Genomic DNA, 18,807 nt, shown 5'->3' on the forward strand with positions numbered 1-18,807 from the left:
TGCGATGAAACCAACGCTGCTCTTCCTCGTGCTGCTGGCCGCCGCCGCTCCCTGCCGCGCCCAGGTACAGGCGCAGGCGCCCGCCACGCCCATGCCGGGGCAGGTCCTGGTGACGGGCACCCTCGCCGACGAAGCGGCCAAGGCGGCCGTGCTGGCCCGCCTGCGCGAGCTGTATGGCGCCGGGCGCGTGGTCGACCAGATCGCCATCGGCAACGTGGCCGTGCCGGCCAACTGGAACGCCCATGTGCACAAGCTGATCGCGCCGCATCTGAAGCTGATTTCGCGCGGGCAGCTCAGCATCGACGGCAACAACATCAGCGTGCGCGGCGAAGTGGCGAACGAGGCGCAGCGCCAGCAGATCGCCAGCGACATCGCCACCAGCCTCAATCCCACGTATGTCGTCAACAACGGCTTGCGCGTCAGCGCGGCCGAGCAGGGCATGCTCGACGCCACGCTCGACAAGCGCATCGTCGAATTCGACAGCGGCCAGGCCTCCATCACGCCGGCGGGCCTGGCCATCCTCGACGAAATGGCGGCCGTCATGCGCAAGCTCAGGGAGCGCAAGGTGGAAGTGATCGGGCACACGGACAACACGGGCCTGCGCGCCAGCAACGTGGCCCTGAGCCAGGCGCGCGCCGAAGCCGTGCGCAGCTACCTGGCGACCAAGGGCATCGCGCCGGATGCGGTGCTGGCCTCGGGCCAGGGACCGGACCGTCCCGTGGCCGTTAACACGACGGCCGACGGCCGCGCGCGCAACCGGCGCATCGAATTCAGGATTGCGCAATAGCTTGGATTGACACCTCGCAAAACCGTCGCGAGCGGATGAGAGGCCAGGCGTCCCCGTTTGCCCGAGAAGCGCAGATGTGCGAATGCACGGGGACGCCCGGTCATTGAGCATCGCAGGCCGCACATCGCGACGCGCAGCAGGTTTTGTGACGTCTTCAGGGCAGGGTGATGGTCAGGTGTGCAGGCCGTGGCGCCAGTTTCACCAGGTCCGCATACGCGGCCAGCGTCGCTTGCGTGCCATGCGTCAGATGCGTCTTCAGGCCCAGGTAGGCGCAGATGGCCAGCAGGGCGAAAACGCTCGTCAAGGCCCACAGCGGCACGTCGCTGCGGTGCTTGTGGACCACCTGGTCGGGACGCTCGGCGCGCGGCGCGAAGCCGCGGCTCTTGCCCTTGATGTGGGCGATCTCGTCGCCCAGGCGCCCCGTCAGGTAGCTGAGTTTTTCGCCGCCGTCGAGCGCGTACTTGCCCTGGAAGCCCAGCAACAGGCACATGTGGAACACCTGCAGCGCCTGCACGCGCATGGCGCCCTTGCCGCGCAGCGCGTCGAGGCGGTCGAAGAAGTGCTCGCCGGCCAGCTGGTCGCCAAAGATCAGCAGCTGCAGCGGGCGCCGCTCCCACTGCTTGCGCAGGACGAATGGCGAAGCGAGGATGATTTCATCGACGGCCGCGCAGAACGCATACTTGGCCGCCTCGATATCGTCGCCATCGGCGCGCAGCCTTTTCGCTTCGCGTTCGAAGTCGTCGAGGAAGGCCGTGATGCGGTCCATGAAGCTTTGCTCGTCGCCGGGCAGCGAGCCATGCTTGAGCAGGAACAGCATGTAGAAACCTTCGTGCATCAGGTCCAGCAGGGCGCTGCCCGCATGGTGGCCGGCACCGGCAGGGGCGGGGCCGCGTGCTCCCAGCAGCGATGGCGCCGCGCGTCGTTCGATGAGCTGGCTCATGCCGTCACCGCGATCAGCTCGAGCTGCAGCTCGCGCATGCCGGCCGGCACAGACACGGAAATCGACTTCGCCTTGAACATCTGTTCATGCAGCACGCCGCGGCTGTCCAGCGCACAATAACAGGTATCGGGCCGCGCGGGGATGGCCGACAGCGCCCGCAGGCGCAGGGTGCCCGTCTTCAGCGCCGCCAGCTCCCATTCCATCTGCGCCACGCCCCACAAGACTTTCGCTGCCATGCCCATGTCGTCCTCCTTCTCGGTATGCGGTAGTGGTGGAATGCCTTACTGGCAGCGCAGCGCCGACAGCGACGCCATGGCGCCGTCCGCGCCGCCGTCCACGCTCAGGGCGCAGGCATGCAGACCGACGGTGATGCCGCCGCGCTCCGCATCGGCGGCGGCAAAGGTGGCGCGCCAGCGCTGCGCGGCCGGCGCGCGGAACAGTGCCACGACGCCGATGAAATACGCTTCCTTGCTGACCTTTTCCTGTACTTCGTAGCGCTGGCCGGGCACCAGCAGCACTTCCTTCACTTCCATCAGGTCGGCGCCCAGCGCGGCCTTTTCACGCTGGGCGTCGAGGAAGCTGTCATACGGCGCCTGCTCGAACGTGGCGTTCTGGCGCAGCTTGTAGATGCGCGCCACCAGCGCCAGCGGGCGGCCTTGCGCATCCGTATTCAGGCGCTGCGCCGCGTGCAGGCGGATGCTGACATTGCGCGGCGGCTTTTGCGCGTCGGGCACTTCCGGTGCCGGCCTGGCCATGCCCGTCATCTGCAGCGCCGCATTGGTCAGGGTGCCGATGGCGTTGCCTGCGCAGCCGGCCAGCGGCAGCAGAACAATGACTGGCCACAGTGCCAGGCGCCACGATGGCAGGCGTAATGGATGAGGAGATCGCATGGGCCGGCCTTCGCAGAATATGACGTGTGGAAAGAAGGTGTTGCCGCCATTTAATCGCATGCGCCAGCGATCCGCTTGCGTTGGCGCAAAGTCCGTCCGCGATCGACGCAGATGCTGCGCCAGATCAGCATAGATGCAGCTGCCGGCAAGCGCTGCGCGGAACTTCTTCTTTGCTGATTAATCTCAATTTGGCAAAAATGCTGGCGATCAATAATGGCCTCCACCAAGGCGCCGCCCATCGTTCCCAGCGGTGGCGTCCTCCATGTGAAGGAGTGCCCAGATGAAGCCAGCCACCACGATGTGCCGAATTGCCTGCCTCGCCAGCGCCCTGCTGCTGGCCGCCTGCGCCACGCCGGAACAGCCGGCGCCCAAACAGACCGTGGCGCCGACCCTGGCGCAAGTCATGGGCGACGCCGATGCGGCCGCGCGTGCGGGCCAGTATGAGCGGGCCATGACCTTGCTCAGAAAAGGCGGCGTCAGCTTCCCGGCCGACAAGGCGCCGTGGCTGCAAATGGCGCAGATGACATTCGACCGCGGCCAGTACGGCAACGCCATCGGCCATGCGCTCGAGGCGCTCGAGCGCGACCCGGAGGACAAGGTCGCCAACAGCATCGTCGCCGTCAGCGGCTTGCGCCTGTCGGGCAAGGCCCTGGCCGACCTGTCGCGGCAAAACAACCTGAATGGCTCGCTGCGTTCGGAAGCGCAGGACCTGGCCAAGCTGCTGCGCGTGAGCATCGGCGAGGAAGTGCTGGTGCCGCCGGCCAGGCGTCCCGCGGCGGGCAAGCGCGGCGCGGGCGGCTCCGGCGCGCCGGCAGCGGCGAAAAACACGGCGCCGCAGGGCGGCAGCACGGCCGACCCGTTCAGCGGCCTGAAATAAGCGCTTCCCGCACTTCCCGCCTGCCCGGCGCGCACTTGGCGCCGTCCCTACACTTTGCAAAGGAAATGACATGGCCAAGTCCGACAGTGTGCAGAAGCGCCTGCAGAAAGTGCGCGCGCCGCGCGTGCAGATGACCTATGACGTCGAGATCGGCGACGCGATCGAGAACAAGGAGCTGCCTTTCGTGGTGGGCGTACTGGGCGACTTCGGCGGCAATGCCGAGAGTGAAAAGAAGCGCCTGAAGGACCGCAAGTTCGTCGCCATCGACATGGATAACTTCGACGAGGTGTTGGGCAGCGTGGCGCCGGCGGCGCGCTTCGACGTGGAAAACCGCCTCAGCGACGAAAGCGGCACCTTCCCCGTCGAATTGCACTTCCGCTCGATGGCCGACTTCCGTCCGGAATCGGTGGTGCGCCAGGTCGAACCCTTGCGCAAGCTGCTCGAGGCGCGCACCAAGCTGGCCGACCTGCGCAACAAGCTGGCCGGCAACGACAAGCTCGAAGACTTGCTGACGGAGGTGTTGAACAATACCGACAGCCTGGCGGCCCTGGCGCCGCAACGCCGCGGCCAGGAGGATTGAGATGAGCGCACAGGCAGAAATGCAGGCGGGCGCCCCGGCGGCGTGCGCGGAAGCGGACTTGCTGGACCAGATCGTCGAGCAGAGCCGGGTCGCTAAGTCCGGCGCCGAGCATGCGCGCGCGCGCGACCTGATCTCGGAACTGGTGGCGCAGGTGCTCGATGGCACGGTGCTGGTGTCGCACAGTTTGTCGGCCACGCTGGACGCGCGCGTGGCGGAAATCGACCGCCTGATTTCCGCGCAGCTCAGCGAAATCATGCACACGGCGCCGTTCCAGCAGCTCGAACAAGGCTGGACCGGCCTGCACTACCTGGTCGGCAATTCCGACACGGGCGCGCGCCTGCAGATCCGCATGTTCAACGCCACCCGGCGCGAGCTGGTGAAGGATTTCCAGTCGGCGCTGGAATTCGACCAGAGCAGCATGTTCAAGAAGATCTACGAGGAGGAATTCGGCACCTTCGGCGGCGCGCCGTTTGCGGCGCTGCTGGGCGACTACGCCATTTCGCGCCAGCCGGAAGACATGTATTTCATCGAGCAGATGTCGCACATCGCGGCGGCCGCGCATGCGCCATTCATCGCCTCGGCCGCACCGGAACTGTTTGGCCTGGAAACCTACGGCGACCTGGGCAAGCCGCGCGACCTGGCGAAAGTGTTCGACACCATCGAATACGCGAAATGGAAAGCCTTCCGCGAATCCGAGGATGCGCGCTATGTCGGCCTGACCTTGCCCCGTTTCCTCGGACGCCTGCCGTTCAACCCCGTCGACGGCACCACCGTCGAAGGCTTCAACTATGTCGAGGAAGTCGACGGCAGCGACCACCAGAAATACCTGTGGTGTAACGCGGCGTATGCGTTCGGCAGCAAGCTGACGCGCGCCTTCGCCGACTTCGGCTGGTGCGCCGCCATCCGCGGCGTCGAGGGCGGCGGCCTGGTGGACGACCTGCCGACGCACACCTTCAAGACGGACGAAGGCGACGTCGCCCTGAAGTGCCCGGCCGAAGTGGCGATTACCGACCGCCGCGAAAAGGAATTGAGCGACCTCGGTTTCATCTCGCTCGTGCACTGCAAGAACACGGCGTATGCCGCCTTCTTCGGCGCGCAGTCGGCGCAGAAAAGCCGCAAGTACGGCAGCGACGCGGCCAATGCGAACGCCGTGCTGTCCTCGCAGCTGCAGTACATCTTCGCCGTCTCGCGCATCGCCCACTACATGAAGGCCATGATGCGCGACAAGATCGGCAGCTTCACGGCCGCTGCCAATGTGGAAGACTTTTTGAACCGCTGGCTGATGACGTATGTGCTGCTCGACGATAACGCCAGCCAGGAGCAGAAGGCCCAGTTCCCGCTGCGCGAGGCGTCCGTGAAGGTGCACGAAGTGCCGGGCCGCCCGGGCGTGTACCGCGCCGTGTCCTTTTTGCGGCCGCACTTCCAGCTCGATGAATTATCCGTTTCGCTCCGACTGGTCGCGGAGTTGCCGAAGTCGACCAATTCCTGATTCCAGGATCACCTTTCAACCAGAGGAGCACACCATGGCAATCGATGTATATCTGCAGATAGACGGCATCAAGGGCGAGTCCACCGACGACAAGCACAAGGAATGGATCGAGTGCAAATCGGTCAGCTGGAGCGTGGAGCAGCCGAAATCGGCCACCGCCTCGACGGGCGGCGGGCATACGGCCGAACGCTGCGAGCACAAGGACATCGTCATCTCGAAGCTGGCCGACCTGTCTTCGCCGGTGCTGCTGCAGACCTGCTCGGCCGGCAAGACCATCCCCAAGGCGCGCTTCGAATTCATGCGCGCCGACGGCCAGGGCGAGCGCGTCAAGTACTTCGAGATCGAGATCGAGAATGTGCTGATCGGCGCCGTCACGCCCAACGTGGAAGAGGGCGACATCCTGGGCGAGCACGTGGGCTTCAAGTTCTCGAAAGTGAAGTGGAAATACACGCAGCAAAAAGTGACGGGCGGCGCCGGCGGCAATACCTCGGGCGGCTGGGACCTGGCCGCGAACCGCGTGGCCTGATGCATCCGGCGCGGCGCGCGGCGGACCTGTGTCGCCGCGCGCCGCGCCGACTTTTCGGGAGCATGGATGGACAGTTATGCAGCGGGCCTGTTCGACCGCCTGATGGGCGATGGCGGCGGCGTGGCGGGGCGCCTGTCGCTCGAGCAGCTCAAGGACGCGGTGGCGCGCGACCTGGAAGACTTGCTCAACACGCGCGTGGCCCTGCCGCCCGGCGCGCTCGACGCGTATCCGGAATGCGCGGCCTCCATCGTCAATTATGGCCTGATCGACTTTGCCGGCATGTGCCTGTCGAGCAGCGAAGACCGCGCGCGCATCTGCGCCGCCCTGAAGGCGGCCATCGAACGCCATGAGCCGCGTTTGCGCAACGTGCGCGCGCGCCTGGAACGCGAGGCGGGCGCCATCAATCGCGTCGGCTTCGTCATCAGCGCCACCCTGACCGTGGCGTCCGGCGGCGAGATGGTCAATTTCGACGCCGTGCTGCAGCCGTCGTCGCTGCGCTATTCGATCCACCGCAAGGGAGCCGCCGCATGAGCAATCACCTGAAAACCCTGATCGCCAAGCTGAATACCACGGCGCGCACGGCCGCCACGCGCGCCGCAAGTATCTGCGTGGATCTGGGCCAGTACGAGGTCGATATCGAGCACCTGTTCCTGGCCCTGCTCGAGCAGGAACGCAGCGATTTCGTCACCATCGCACGGCGCAGCGAAATCAGCCTGTCCGCGCTGGAGGCGGACCTGCGGCGCGAGATCGGCGGCTTCCGCACGGGCAGCGCGCGCACGCCCGTGTTCTCGCCCCATCTTCCGCTGCTGTTCGAACACGCCTGGCTGATCGCTTCGCTGGACACGGCGCAGCCGGGCCCCATCCGCAGCCGCCACCTGCTGCTGGCGCTGCTAACGGAACCGGAACTGGCGCAGCTTGCGTACCGCGGTTCGAAACTGTTCGCCCGCTTCAGCGTCGAACAGCTGAAACACCATGCGGACAGACTCACGGCCGGTTCCGGCGAGGAGGAAGGCCCGGCGACACATCCGCCGTCCGCGGCGCCCGCCGATCCCGTCGCCATCCTGGCGGCGAAAACCCCGGCGCTGGACCAGTACACCACCGACCTGACGCAGCTGGCGCGCGACGGCAAGCTCGATCCCGTGATCGGCCGCGAAGCGGAGATACGCCAGGCGGTCGATATCCTGCTGCGTCGCCGGCAGAACAACCCCATCCTCACCGGCGAGGCGGGCGTGGGCAAGACGGCCGTGGTGGAAGGTCTGGCCCTGCGTATCGCCACGGGCGACGTGCCGGCAGTGCTGCAGGGGGCGCATATCCACGCGCTCGACATGGGGATGCTGCAGGCCGGCGCCAGCGTGAAAGGCGAATTCGAGAGCCGTTTAAAAAATGTCATCGACGAGGTGGCGCAAAGCCCGCACCCGGTCATCCTTTTCATCGACGAAGCGCATACCATGATCGGCGCCGGCGGCCAGGCGGGGCAGAACGATGCGGCCAACTTGCTGAAGCCGGCGCTGGCGCGCGGCGCCCTGCGCACCATCGCCGCCACCACCTGGAGCGAGTACAAGAAATACTTCGAGAAGGATGCGGCCCTGGCGCGGCGCTTCCAGGTGGTGAAGGTGGAGGAGCCGGGCGAGGAGATCGCCTGCGCCATGCTGCGCGCCATGGCGCCGCTGATGGAGCGCCATTTCGGCATCCGCGTGCGCGATGCGGCCATCGTCGACGCCGTGCGCCTGTCGCACCGCTACATCAGCGGGCGCCAGCTTCCCGACAAGGCCATCAGCGTGCTCGATACGGCATGCGCCAAGGTGGCGCTGGGCCAGAGCGCCACGCCGGCGCAGCTGGAAAACGCCGGCCGGCGGCAGGAGCGCATCGGCGCCGAGATCGCCGCGCTGGAGCGCGAGGCCGGTGATGGCGAAGTTGCCGGCAAGGCGGGTACCGCGCGGCTGGCGCAGCTGCGCCGCGAGCACGAGGACGGGCAGGCGGCGGTCAAGGCGCTGGCGCAGCGCTGGGAGCGCGAAAAGGCGCTGGTGGCGCAGATCGGCGACTTGCGCCTGCAACTGCGCGGCGAACGTCCGGGCGAGGGCGGCGCCGCCACCCTGCTGGCATTGAAGGAGGAGCTGGCGGCGCTGCAGGGCGAAGCGCCGCTGGCGCCGCTGGAAGTCGACGCGCAGGTGGTGGCGGGCATCGTCGCCGGCTGGACCGGCATCCCGCTGGGCAAGATGGTCAAGGACGACATCCGCAGCGTGCTGGCGCTGGATGCGGCGCTGCGCGAACGGGTGCTGGGGCAGGAGCACGTCATCGACGCGGTGGCGCAGCGCGTGCGCACGGCGCGCGCCAACCTCGACGACCCGCACAAGCCCCAAGCCGTGTTTTTGTTCACCGGGCCGTCCGGCACGGGCAAGACGGAAACGGCGCTGGCGCTGGCCGACTTGCTGTACGGCGGCGAGCGCAAGCTCATTACCCTGAACATGAGCGAGTACCAGGAGGCGCACAGCGTGGCCGGCCTGAAAGGCTCGCCGCCCGGTTATGTCGGCTATGGCGAAGGCGGCGTGCTGACGGAAGCCGTGCGGCGCCAGCCCTACAGCGTGGTGCTGCTCGATGAAGCGGAAAAGGCCCACCCGGACGTGCTGGAACTGTTCTTCCAGGTGTTCGACAAGGGCGTGCTCGATGACGCGGAAGGGCGCGAAGTCGATTTCAGGAACACCATCATCATCGCCACTTCGAACCTGGGCTCGGGCGCCATGATGGCCGCTTGCCTGAACCGCGCGGACGACGCCTTGCCCACGCCGGCCGCGCTAGAAGCACTGGTGCGCCCGCAGCTGGTGGCGCATTTCAAACCGGCGTTCCTGGGCCGGCTGAAGGTGCTGCCGTTCTATCCCTTGAGCGACGCCGTGCTGGCCGAGATCATCCACCTGAAGCTGGCGAGGATAGGCGCGCGCATCGCGCGCAACCACCAGGCGCAGTTCAGCCACGACGCGGCGCTGGTCGAAGCCGTGCTGGCACGCTGCACCGAGGTCGATTCGGGCGCGCGCAATGTCGACCATATCCTCAACGGCAGCGTGCTGCCGGCGATTGCCGACGCGGTGCTGGCGCGCATGGCAGAAGGAGAACCGCTGGCCAGCATCCGCGTCAGTGCCAGCAAGCAGGGGCAGTTCAAATACACGATCAAGTAGTCCAGGCCTAGCTGACGGAGCGTGCCATGTTCAATCTCGACCAGTTGCTGCAACCTGTGAATGCCGTGCAGCCATGCGGCGGCGACCTCACGTTCAGCCAGGAGCTCGACGCCATCGCGCGGGCGCGCCAGCACGACGACCCTAGCCTGGACCAGGGCGAGTGGGTGGTGGCCCTGAAGGAGGCGGACTGGCCGTTCGTGGCGACGCGCTGCGAGCAGCTGATCGCCTCGCACAGCAAGGACTTGCGCGTGGCCGTGTGGCTGGCAGAGGCGCACGCCAAGACGCGCCATTTCCGCGGCCTGGGCGATGGCTATGCGCTGCTGGCCGGGCTGTGCGAACGCTATTGGGACGGCCTGTACCCGCTGGCAGAAGAAGGCGAACATGAACAGCGCATCGGCAACCTGTTCTGGCTGTTGTCGCGCACGCCGCAACTGGTGCGCGAAATGCCCCTCACGGCCGGCGCCGACGGCCTGTTTTCCCTGCAGGATTTCGACGCGGCGCGCCAGCGCGCGGCCGCTTCGGCGGTGCCCGAGCAGGGCTGGGGCGACCTGCGCCACGACGAGGGGCCGACCTTGGCACAGATGGAGGCGGCGCGGCAGAAAAACACGCGCGCCTTTGCCGATGCCTTGCTGGCCGATGCACAGTACTGCATGCAGTCGCTGCTGGCGCTCGAGCGCAGCGTCGATGCGCGCTTCGGCACGGACGGCCCGAGCTTTCGCGCCGCCCGCGAAGCGCTGGAAAACGCCATCCACTTCATCGCGCCGCTGGCGCCCGAGGCGCGCTTCTCCGGCGCGCCGTCGGCTACCGCGCCAGGCAGCGTAGCCGCCAGCGGCTCCGGCGGCGACATCATCGCGCAGCGCCAGCAGGCGCTGGCCCAGTTGCGTCAGGTGGCCGAGTTCTTTCGCCGCACGGAGCCGCACAGCCCCGTCGCCTACCTGGCCGACAAGGCGGCCAGCTGGGGCGAGCTGCCCCTGCACCTGTGGCTGCGCGCCGTCGTCAAGGACCAGGGCACGCTGGCGCAGCTCGACGACATGCTGGGCACGGGCAGCGCAAACGGATGATGGTCCCGGCGCCTTCCATGCTACCCTGCCGGCATGCCCAGACTGCCCTTCCGACGATACTTTTTAGCTGCCGCGTGCTGCCTGTGCGCCGCTGCCGGCCCCGTGGCGTGGGCCGCCGCGCCGCAGCCCGTGGTGCTGTATGGCGACGACGACTATCCGCCGTATTCGTATGTCGAAAACGGCCAGCTGAAAGGCATTTATACGGACATCGTGCGCGAAGCCGTGCAAGCCATGCCGCAGTACCGCGTGCAGCTGCGCCCCGTGCCCTGGAAGCGCGGCGTGCTGATGCTGCAGACGGGCGACGCGTTTGGCCTGTATCCGCCGTATTCGTGGCGCAGCGAGCGGCCGTATGTGCGCTATTCCGTACCCCTGCTGATGGAGCAGCTGGTGGTGTTCTGCAATCAGGACGTGGTGGCGAAACGTGCGCTGCGTCAGTGGCCCGCCGATTACGCCGGCCTGCATATCGGCGTCAACGCTGGTTTCCTGCTGGGCGACGCGGGGCTGACGGCGGCCTTGCGCTCGGGGGAAATCGTGCTCGACGCGGCCAAGGGCACGCGCACGAATTTGCTCAAGCTGATGCGCGGACGCATCGATTGCTATGTCAGCGACCGCCTCTCGGCGCAGTGGGAGTTGCAGCGCATCCGGCGCGCAGGCCAGACCGGCACGCCGATGCAGGCGATCCATGAAACGGCGCAGCTGGCCGGCCAGCAAGGCCACCTGGGTTTTACGCAGCGCCAGCCGGGCGCCTATCCCTACCGCGATGACTTTATCGAGCAGTTCAATGCCGCCATCGCGCGCATGCAGGACAGTGGGGCGATCCGCCGCATCGTCGAGCGCGCGCTGCAACCCTGATGCACCATGACGGAGAAAACCATGAAAAAATTGCTGTTCCTGAGTGTGCTCGTGCTGGCCGGCTGCGTGGGCCGGCCCGAGAATGTTGTGCCGGTTAGCCACTTCGACACGAGCAAGTATCTGGGGAAATGGTATGAGATCGCGCGCCTCGACCACTCGTTCGAGCGCGGACTCAGCCACGTGACGGCCGATTACAGCCTGCGCCAGGATGGCGGCCTGAAAGTGGTCAACCGTGGCTACAAGGATACGGACGCGGCCTGGAAGGAAGCGGAAGGCAAGGCCTATTTCGTCGACAGGAAGGACGTGGGCTACCTGAAAGTGTCGTTTTTTGGCCCCTTCTACGGTGCTTACGTGGTGTTCGACCTGGACCAGGACGGCTACACCTATTCCATGATCAGCGGTCCCGATAAATCGTACTTGTGGTTGCTCTCGCGCACGCCCACCATGGACCCCGCCTTGAAACGGCGCTTGATCGAGAAGGCCAGGGGCCTGGGTTTCGACACGTCAAAATTGATTTATGTAAAGCAAAACTGAGTATTCTTGCGTGCCGCTCATACGCGGCGGCATCCCGCCTTCTGGTTGTTGCTTTTCTGCATGTTATTTCTTGCAATGCCACCCTGATTCACTCACAATCAGCACCAAAGTAGTGCGTGTGCGGCGCCATGGCGCCGGGCAGAACTGCGTCCCCCAGTCCCATTCGCGATTGTCTGGCGGCAAATGCTTGCTATAGTGAGTTGTAGCGGTATCTGACCGGCGGCATCCGTGCATTGTTCTTTCAGATAGGAATCTCGCAATGAAAAACCTCAAGATTGGCGTGCGTCTCGGTGGTGGCTTTGCCGCCGTATTGCTGCTGCTGACTTCCTTGACCGTGGTGGGCATCGTGCAGATGCAAAGCGCCAGCAAGGAAACCGATCAGCTGGTCAACGTGAAGGTGCGCAACGAGCGCCTGATCGGCGAGTGGACCAAGGTCATCGAGGTCAATGCGGCGCGCACGGCCGCCGCCTGGAAGGTCAGCGACCCCGAGCACCAGAAACAGTTCGAGAAGGAAATGGCAGCTTCGTCCGCGCGCGCCACGGAAATCCAGAACGATATCGGCAAGAGCCAGCTGAGCGCCGAAGAGCAGGCGCTGTACCAGGAAGTGTTGAGTACGCGCAAGGCATACACGGAAGTGCGCAAGGACGTGTTCAAGGCCAAGAACGCAGGCGACCTGGAGCTGGGCAAGCGCCTGTACGAAGGCGACATGGCCGTCAAGCGCGACATTTACCTGGCGTCGCTGAAGAAACTGGAAGTGCTGGAAGCCAAATTGCTCGACGAAACGGCCGCGCAGATCCGCTCGCGCTATGAAAACGGCCGCATGCTGCTGATCTCGCTTGGCGTGGCCGCCATCCTGCTGGGCATCGCCTGCGCCTACTGGATTACGCGCTCGATCACGCGCCCCATCACGCGCGCCGTGGAAGTGGCTGAAGCCGTCTCGGCCGGCGACCTGACCAGCCATATCGTGGTGGAAAGCCGCGACGAGACAGGGCAATTGATGCATGCGCTGAAGAACATGAATGACAAGCTGGTCGGCATCGTCGGCCAGGTGCGCGCCGGCACGGATTCCATCAGCACGGCGTCGAGCGAAATCGCCGCCGGCAACCTCGACCTGTCTTCGCGCACGGAAGAGCAGGCCAGCTCGCTGGAAGAGACGGCCTCGTCCATGGAAGAGCTGACCTCGACCGTGAAACTCAATGCCGACAATGCGCGCAGCGCCAACCAGCTGGCCATCGACGCCTCGCAAATCGCCAGCAAGGGCGGCGTGGTGGTGTCGGAAGTGGTCAGCACCATGGGCTCGATCAATGATTCCTCGCGCAAGATCGTCGACATCATCAGCGTCATCGACGCCATCGCCTTCCAGACGAATATCCTGGCCCTGAACGCGGCCGTCGAAGCTGCCAGGGCCGGCGAGCAGGGCCGGGGCTTTGCCGTGGTGGCCAGCGAAGTGCGCAACTTGGCGCAGCGCTCGGCGGCGGCGGCCAAGGAAATCAAGGGCTTGATCGACGATTCCGTGCAAAAGGTCGAGGCTGGTTCGCAACTGGTGGACAAGGCGGGCCGCACGATGGATGAAATCGTGCAAAGCATCAGCCATGTGACGCAAATCATGAACCAGATCACGGACGCCAGCGACGAGCAGCGCGCCGGCATCGAACAAGTCAACCAGGCCATCGGCCAGATGGACCAGGTGACGCAGCAGAACGCGGCGCTGGTGGAGCAGGCGGCCGCGGCGGCCGAATCCATGCAGGAGCAGGCCGCCAAGCTGGCCGACGTGGTGGGCTTGTTCAAGCTCGATGCTACGCAGCAATATGTGTCGGCGAGCGTGTCCGCCCGTCCTGCCGCCAAGCCTGTTGCCAGGCCTGCCGTCAAGTCCGCCGCGCGGCGGGCCGTGACCGGTGGCGCCGCGGGCTCCGCCGCCAGTTTCGTCGCCCACTCCGCTGGCGGCCCGGCAAAGGCAGCAAGGCCGGACGCGGCGCGCACCAGCACCCCGCGCGCGCCGGTCGCTTCGGGCGCCGACGAGTGGGAAGAGTTTTAAGCGGTTTTGAGTGTTTAAGTGTTGTTTTAAGTGTTTAAGTGTTTTAGGCGGTGCTAAGCCGTTGGCTTGAATCGAGTTGGCGTGCATCGCCTGCTGGCAGTTTCCAGCGGTTGCTAGCAGTTGCTGGCAGTGCTTGTTGCCAGTGCTTGTTAGCAGTCGTTTGGTTAGCAGTTGTTTTACAGTTGTTTTAAACTGTACCTCGCGCCAAGATTTCCGCCGGCATGGCGTGGGCGCTACAATCGCGGCTTGAAGAACCCCGCGAACGTGCTCCGCCATGACCACCAGCAGCAACCATCCATCCTCCCAGACGCCGGCCGCCACGCAAGTGGGCGCCGCCAAACCAGCGGACGTCAGCAAACTGGCGCCCCCCCTGGCGCAAGCCGTGGCGCCATCCCCGACGCAAGCTGCCAGACCAGCTGACGTCACCAGGCCAGCTGACGCCACCAGGCAAACCGACCCAGCCAAACGCGCACGCTGTCCGGTCTGCCTGCGCGCCGCAGCCAGCTGTATCTGCCGCTGGACTTCCCCCGTTGCCCACGCGGTGGACGTGCTGATTCTCCAGCACCCGCTGGAGGTACACAATGCCAAGGGCAGCGCCCGCCTGCTGCACCTGAGCCTGCCCAACAGCCGCCTGCTGACCGGAGAGCAGTTCGCCCCCGGCACTCTCGCCACATTGCTGGCTGGCAAACAAAACGTATTGCTGTATCCAGACACGCCCGGCGACCGTTCGCTGGGCATCGCACCGCCGCCCGCACTGGATCCGGCTACCTTGCTGGACCCGTCACAGCTGCGGCTGGTGGTGCTCGATGGCACATGGCGCAAGAGCCGCAAGATGCTGTACCTGAATCCCCTGTTGCAACAAATGCCGCGCCTGCCGTTGCGCGATACGCCAGCCTCCCACTACCTGATCCGCAAGGCGCACGCACCAGACCAGTTGTCGACCCTGGAAGCGACTTGCTATGCCCTGATGCAGTTAGAGCAGGACGCGCCGCGTTTTGTTCCTTTGATCACGGCATTTGACGGTTTTGTCGCGCAGCAGTTGAGTTATGTCATACCGCACGGTGAAAAAGCTTGAAAGAGCATCACGGCAGCCCTTGATCTTGCCCCGCGAGCGGCATAGTATACTGTACGTATATACAGTTGATGGGGCCGTTCATGAAAGCAATCATTCCACAGCATGATGACAGTTTCGCCGGGCAAGCCATGTTGCCGCCCCAGTCGCTGAAAGCCCTGAAGGGGCGTGGCGCCGTATCAAATTTGCAAGGACGCTACGAAGTGCATGCGCGCGACGGCTTCGATGACGGCTGGGGCGTGGCTGGCGCGGACGCGGACGCTGAAGGGGAGGGCGTCGCGCCATGGAAGACGCAGGTCAGCGACGAGCAGGCGCGCACCATCCTCACGCGCAACGCTTCGCCCGACTTGCCGTTCAATGTGTCCCTGAACCCGTACCGGGGCTGTGAGCATGGTTGCATCTATTGCTTTGCCCGTCCCACGCACAGCTACCTGGGCCTGTCGCCGGGCCTCGACTTCGAAAGCCGCATCTATGCCAAGGTGAATGCGCCGGAATTGCTGCGGCGCGAACTGGCCAGGCCGTCCTATGTGCCGGAGCCGATCGCGCTGGGCGTGAACACGGATGCCTACCAGCCGTGCGAGCGCGAGCGGCAACTGACGCGGCGCGTGCTGGAAGTGCTGCACGAATGCGAGCATCCGGTGGCGCTGATCACCAAATCCTCGCTGATCGAGCGCGACATCGACTTGCTGGCGCCGATGGCGGCCAAGCGCCTGGCTGCCGTGGCAGTCACCGTCACCACGCTCGACCCGGCCATCGCGCGCACGCTGGAACCGCGCGCTGCCGCTCCCGCGCGGCGCCTGCGCACGATCCGCACCTTGACGGACGCGGGCATTCCCGTGGGCGTCAGCATCGCCCCCATCATTCCTTTCGTGACGGAACCGGAAATCGAGCAATTGCTCGAAGCCGTGCGCGACTCGGGCGCCATCCACGCCCATTACGTCGTGCTGCGCCTGCCGTGGGAAGTGAGTCCCCTGTTTCAGCAATGGCTGGAAGCGCACTTCCCGGAACGGGCCCAGCGCGTGATGAATAGGGTGCGCGAAATGCGTGGTGGCAAGGATTACGACAGCGCCTTCGGCACGCGCATGCAGGGCGAGGGCGTATGGGCCGACCTCATCCGCCAGCGCTTCGAGAAGGCCGTGCACCGCCTGGGTCTGCATGGCAGGGGAGGCCGTTTCAAGCAGCTTGACTGCACCCAGTTCCGCCGTCCGCTGGTGGTGCCGCCGCTGGGCGCCAAGGCGAAAGGGAGCAATGCGGGGCAGCTGGATTTGTTTTAGGGAAAATCAATATAGAACTGGATGGTAACAATTATGAGAAGATCAGAAAACGCATCGCTTGAGTGGTAATTGGCGGCATTTTTTTGTCATGGGTTAACTACATTTCGACATTGTTTGATCATGATTATTGGGAGATGCAATGGTTCCCCTTTGCACTCCAACGCCTTACGATCCCATTCGCATCTAGTGTGAACATTACCGTGCACGAAAAAGAAATATTGCTTGCTGGCCCTTGGCTCTGAACATAGGTCGTGGATTGTTGTGCGTAGTTTCCAGTTGTTTGTCGGATGCCTTGATTGAGCGTTAGATTTCCGCTTGTATTAGTTGTTACCGGCTGCACCGTGATGGCGCCAGGCAGCATAATATCTGATCCACGGGTGTATTGAATAACACGTGATCCATCTTGTAGAGTGTAATTGCTTTGGGGTATACCATACGTCGATATCACGGATATCTCAGGCTGACCGATGAATCCGTCCATCTTTGCAGAAAATTTCTCCGATGTTGCGCAACCAGTCAGACCCAAAAACATAAGAGCAACATAAATAGGTTTCATAAGTGAGCATGATGGCTGAGGGAGTTGCCACCTTAACATTCATTAATATGCAGGACAGCTTGTATATAAATAAAACGATGAGACTTAGGGCTTCTGCAACAAAAGTAGCTCAATAGTGAAGGCTTGATAAATATTGGAATTTTATTTCGGCGTAGGAATCGTGCTGCTGAATTTCGATCTTTGGATCCGATAGCGCAAGCATCGATTGCCGGTGGCTAGGTAGTACAGGCGGCAGGCAGGAGTGGCGGTGCAGCAGTCTGCCAGCATGGTGATCATATGAGCGACGGCCACGTGCTGCGCGATCGCGTCTTCCAGGACCTAGGGCAGGTCGCCGCTTTTGAGGGCAGCCGTCAGTATTTGCAGCGTGGTGTCGAAGGCTATCTGGCCACGTGCCTCGTGTGTTGTTCCGGATCATCTTTGGAGAATTCCCTGGCGGCAGGCTCCAGTTTTCCGTTTAGCAGCCCGTTTGGCTATGATGGCGCGTTAGCTGTATCAGATGACTGCCCCTGGTTTTGTTGTTTCAGTTCCCGGCACTGTCTGCCGTGCCGTCCTTGATCTGCGCCAAATGCTGCTCGATGGCGAAGACGTGCGGGTCGCTCTTGCCCAGTTCGCGCAGGGCGCTGGCCAGGTGCAGCAGGTAGTCGCTGTTCGGGCCGCTGGGGCCGGCCGAACGGGCGATCTGGCGCGCGATGTCGAGTTCGGGCGCGGCGCCCAGGAAGGCGGCGTTTTCTTCATTGGCGATGTAGACGAGGCCGTCGACCTTGCTGCCATCGTCGAAGGTGATCTCGGTGGCCAGGCGCAAATAGCCGTTCTTTTCGCGGTGGTCGAGGTGGGCGAAGACTTCGGGCGTGATCAGGTAAGCCATGCCGTCGCACACGGCGCCCGCCTGCGGCACGATGGTGGCGACCCGGCCCGGCGCCATCGGCGTGCCGCGGTGGTCGTGCGAACCTTGCCAGAAGCGCCGCGTCCAGCCCTTGATGCTGGCGGGACGCCGCTCGAGGTAGGGGAAATCGGCCTTGTAGATCAGCGAGCCATAGCCGAACAGCCAGACTTGTGCGTGGCCGTCGAAGGTGTTCATGCGCTGGTTGATGGCGATGGTGGCGGCGTCGATGGGCGACAGGTCGTTGTGCGCAGGCTGGGTCATGGCGTAAGCGGTGAGAGGGCGATGGTGGATTATAAAGGTGCGCCGGCCGCGCCGCCCGCAGGCAGGGCGTCGCGTGCGCCGCCGTTCGCTCCCACATTCCACTCGTGCGTCTCGACGAACTGGAACAGGAAGGCCATGAAGCTTTCGGCCGCCGGCGACAGCGAACGTCCCGTCTTCGTGTACACGAAAAAGCGCCGCGTCAGTTCCGGCTCGTGCAGCGCGCGCATGTGCAGTTTGTACAGCTTGACCATCGGTTCCGCGTACGGCAGGCAGACCGTGATGCCCAGGTTGGCGCTGACCATGGCCAGCGCCGTCGTCATGAAGGTCACTTCGTTGTAGGGATTGAGCGACAGGTCGCGGAAGCTGCCGTGCATGTCGCGCAGCAGGCGCTCCGTGAACTGGCCCTGCAGCGAGATGAACGGGTAGTCGCCCACATCGGCCCAGGTGACCCGCTCTTTCTGCTGCAGCGGGTGCTGCTCGGGGAAAACCAGCACGAAGGGCATCTCGAACAGCACTTGGGCGCCGATTTCCGCCGTCGGGTCGCGTTCGGGGCCGATGCCGAAATCGACTTCGCCGCTGAAGACGCGCGCCGACACATTCTCCACCGGACAGTCGACCAGGCGCAGCTGCACGTCGGGGTGCGCCTCGCGGTAGGCGGCGATCACTTCCGGCAGCAGGGTGCAGGCCATCATCTGCGGCGCGGCGATGCGCACCATGCCCGTCTTCAGGGCCTTGCGCTGGGCGATGCCGGCCATGGCGCCGTCGAGATCTTCGATCATCTTTTCAAACAGCGGATACAGCTCGCGGCCGATTTCCGACAGCTGCGTCCTGCGCGTGCTGCGCTCGACGACGCGCACGCCCAGCACGCTTTCGAGTTCCTTGATCAAGCCGCTCAGGGCGGACTGCGTCACGTGCAGGTATTCGGCGGCCAGGGTGAAGCTGCCGGTCTTGGCGAGCGCGACGAAAGCGCGCATCTGTCGCAGGCTGGGGCTCATAAGATAATCCGATAAATCAATGGTT

General features: G+C 64.6%; 18 protein-coding genes. 13 read left to right on the forward strand and 5 right to left on the reverse strand.

From position 1 onward, the window contains the following. Window positions 1-4: 4 nt before the first annotated feature. Window positions 5-787 carry an OmpA family protein gene (locus O0880_RS06670; protein ID WP_289885694.1) on the forward strand — a complete coding sequence of 261 codons (783 nt, stop codon included), beginning with the start codon at window positions 5-7 and terminating at the stop codon, window positions 785-787. A 154-nt stretch (window positions 788-941) separates the two neighbouring features. On the opposite strand, the gene icmH is transcribed toward O0880_RS06670, so the two are convergent. From icmH to tssJ, 3 genes are read right to left on the reverse strand one after another with little or no spacing between them, the layout of a single operon-like run. Next, the gene (icmH, locus tag O0880_RS06675) at window positions 942-1,727 is read right to left on the reverse strand and encodes a type IVB secretion system protein IcmH/DotU (RefSeq protein WP_289885695.1); all 786 of its coding nucleotides are present in this window, start codon (window positions 1,725-1,727) and stop codon (window positions 942-944) included. Beyond that, complete coding sequence (gene tssK / locus O0880_RS06680) at window positions 1,724-1,969, reverse strand: type VI secretion system baseplate subunit TssK (RefSeq protein WP_289885696.1); 246 nt, start codon at window positions 1,967-1,969, stop codon at window positions 1,724-1,726. The genes icmH and tssK overlap by 4 nt, the downstream gene beginning before the upstream one ends. Before the next feature lie 39 nt (window positions 1,970-2,008). Further along, window positions 2,009-2,617: a type VI secretion system lipoprotein TssJ gene (gene tssJ / locus O0880_RS06685; RefSeq protein WP_289885698.1), complete on the reverse strand. Its 609-nt coding sequence runs from the start codon at window positions 2,615-2,617 to the stop codon at window positions 2,009-2,011. A gap of 280 nt (window positions 2,618-2,897) precedes the next feature. Here tssJ and O0880_RS06690 point away from each other — a divergent pair, with 280 nt between their 5' ends. The 12 genes from O0880_RS06690 to O0880_RS06745 all read left to right on the forward strand — a co-directional run bounded on the left by O0880_RS06690 (window position 2,898) and on the right by O0880_RS06745 (window position 16,087). Next, window positions 2,898-3,494 carry a hypothetical protein gene (locus O0880_RS06690; RefSeq protein WP_071322742.1) on the forward strand — a complete coding sequence of 199 codons (597 nt, stop codon included), beginning with the start codon at window positions 2,898-2,900 and terminating at the stop codon, window positions 3,492-3,494. Window positions 3,495-3,564: 70 nt separating this feature from the next. Next, on the forward strand, window positions 3,565-4,074 hold the full coding sequence (tssB, locus tag O0880_RS06695; RefSeq protein WP_289885699.1) for a type VI secretion system contractile sheath small subunit: 510 nt from the start codon (window positions 3,565-3,567) through the stop codon (window positions 4,072-4,074). A 1-nt stretch (window position 4,075) separates the two neighbouring features. Further along, on the forward strand, window positions 4,076-5,563 hold the full coding sequence (gene tssC, locus O0880_RS06700; RefSeq protein WP_289885700.1) for a type VI secretion system contractile sheath large subunit: 1,488 nt from the start codon (window positions 4,076-4,078) through the stop codon (window positions 5,561-5,563). Between the two features lie 34 nt (window positions 5,564-5,597). Then, complete coding sequence (locus tag O0880_RS06705; protein ID WP_071322745.1) at window positions 5,598-6,089, forward strand: type VI secretion system tube protein Hcp; 492 nt, start codon at window positions 5,598-5,600, stop codon at window positions 6,087-6,089. 66 nt (window positions 6,090-6,155) lie between these two features. Continuing rightward, window positions 6,156-6,620: a type VI secretion system baseplate subunit TssE gene (tssE, locus tag O0880_RS06710; RefSeq protein ID WP_289885703.1), complete on the forward strand. Its 465-nt coding sequence runs from the start codon at window positions 6,156-6,158 to the stop codon at window positions 6,618-6,620. Next, window positions 6,617-9,259, forward strand: coding sequence for a type VI secretion system ATPase TssH (gene tssH / locus O0880_RS06715; RefSeq protein ID WP_289885704.1), 2,643 nt, complete (start codon window positions 6,617-6,619; stop codon window positions 9,257-9,259). The genes tssE and tssH overlap by 4 nt, the downstream gene beginning before the upstream one ends. Before the next feature lie 26 nt (window positions 9,260-9,285). Then, complete coding sequence (gene tssA, locus O0880_RS06720) at window positions 9,286-10,320, forward strand: type VI secretion system protein TssA (RefSeq protein ID WP_289885705.1); 1,035 nt, start codon at window positions 9,286-9,288, stop codon at window positions 10,318-10,320. Between the two features lie 102 nt (window positions 10,321-10,422). Further along, a complete protein-coding gene (locus O0880_RS06725) occupies window positions 10,423-11,172 on the forward strand; it encodes a transporter substrate-binding domain-containing protein (protein ID WP_289885707.1) in 750 nt (249 codons plus the stop codon). A 21-nt stretch (window positions 11,173-11,193) separates the two neighbouring features. Continuing rightward, window positions 11,194-11,706, forward strand: coding sequence for a lipocalin family protein (locus tag O0880_RS06730; RefSeq protein ID WP_289885709.1), 513 nt, complete (start codon window positions 11,194-11,196; stop codon window positions 11,704-11,706). Between the two features lie 259 nt (window positions 11,707-11,965). Continuing rightward, the gene (locus O0880_RS06735) at window positions 11,966-13,741 is read left to right on the forward strand and encodes a methyl-accepting chemotaxis protein (protein WP_289885710.1); all 1,776 of its coding nucleotides are present in this window, start codon (window positions 11,966-11,968) and stop codon (window positions 13,739-13,741) included. Window positions 13,742-14,015: 274 nt separating this feature from the next. Further along, window positions 14,016-14,816, forward strand: a complete 801-nt coding sequence (locus tag O0880_RS06740; protein WP_289885711.1) for a DTW domain-containing protein — start codon at window positions 14,016-14,018, stop codon at window positions 14,814-14,816. 128 nt (window positions 14,817-14,944) lie between these two features. Beyond that, window positions 14,945-16,087 (forward strand): PA0069 family radical SAM protein, encoded by a 1,143-nt coding sequence (locus tag O0880_RS06745; RefSeq protein WP_289887306.1) that lies wholly within the window; start codon window positions 14,945-14,947, stop codon window positions 16,085-16,087. A 1,076-nt stretch (window positions 16,088-17,163) separates the two neighbouring features. Here the strand turns inward: O0880_RS06745 and O0880_RS06750 are convergent. Both O0880_RS06750 and O0880_RS06755 read right to left on the reverse strand, forming a co-directional pair. Continuing rightward, window positions 17,164-17,754 (reverse strand): gamma-glutamylcyclotransferase, encoded by a 591-nt coding sequence (locus O0880_RS06750; protein ID WP_289887307.1) that lies wholly within the window; start codon window positions 17,752-17,754, stop codon window positions 17,164-17,166. A gap of 62 nt (window positions 17,755-17,816) precedes the next feature. Beyond that, the gene (locus tag O0880_RS06755) at window positions 17,817-18,782 is read right to left on the reverse strand and encodes a LysR family transcriptional regulator (protein WP_289885712.1); all 966 of its coding nucleotides are present in this window, start codon (window positions 18,780-18,782) and stop codon (window positions 17,817-17,819) included. Between the last annotated feature and the right edge of the window lie 25 nt (window positions 18,783-18,807).

This window comes from Janthinobacterium sp. SUN118 (genome assembly GCF_030397695.1).
In the GTDB taxonomy this organism is placed as follows: Bacteria; Pseudomonadota; Gammaproteobacteria; order Burkholderiales; family Burkholderiaceae_D; genus Janthinobacterium.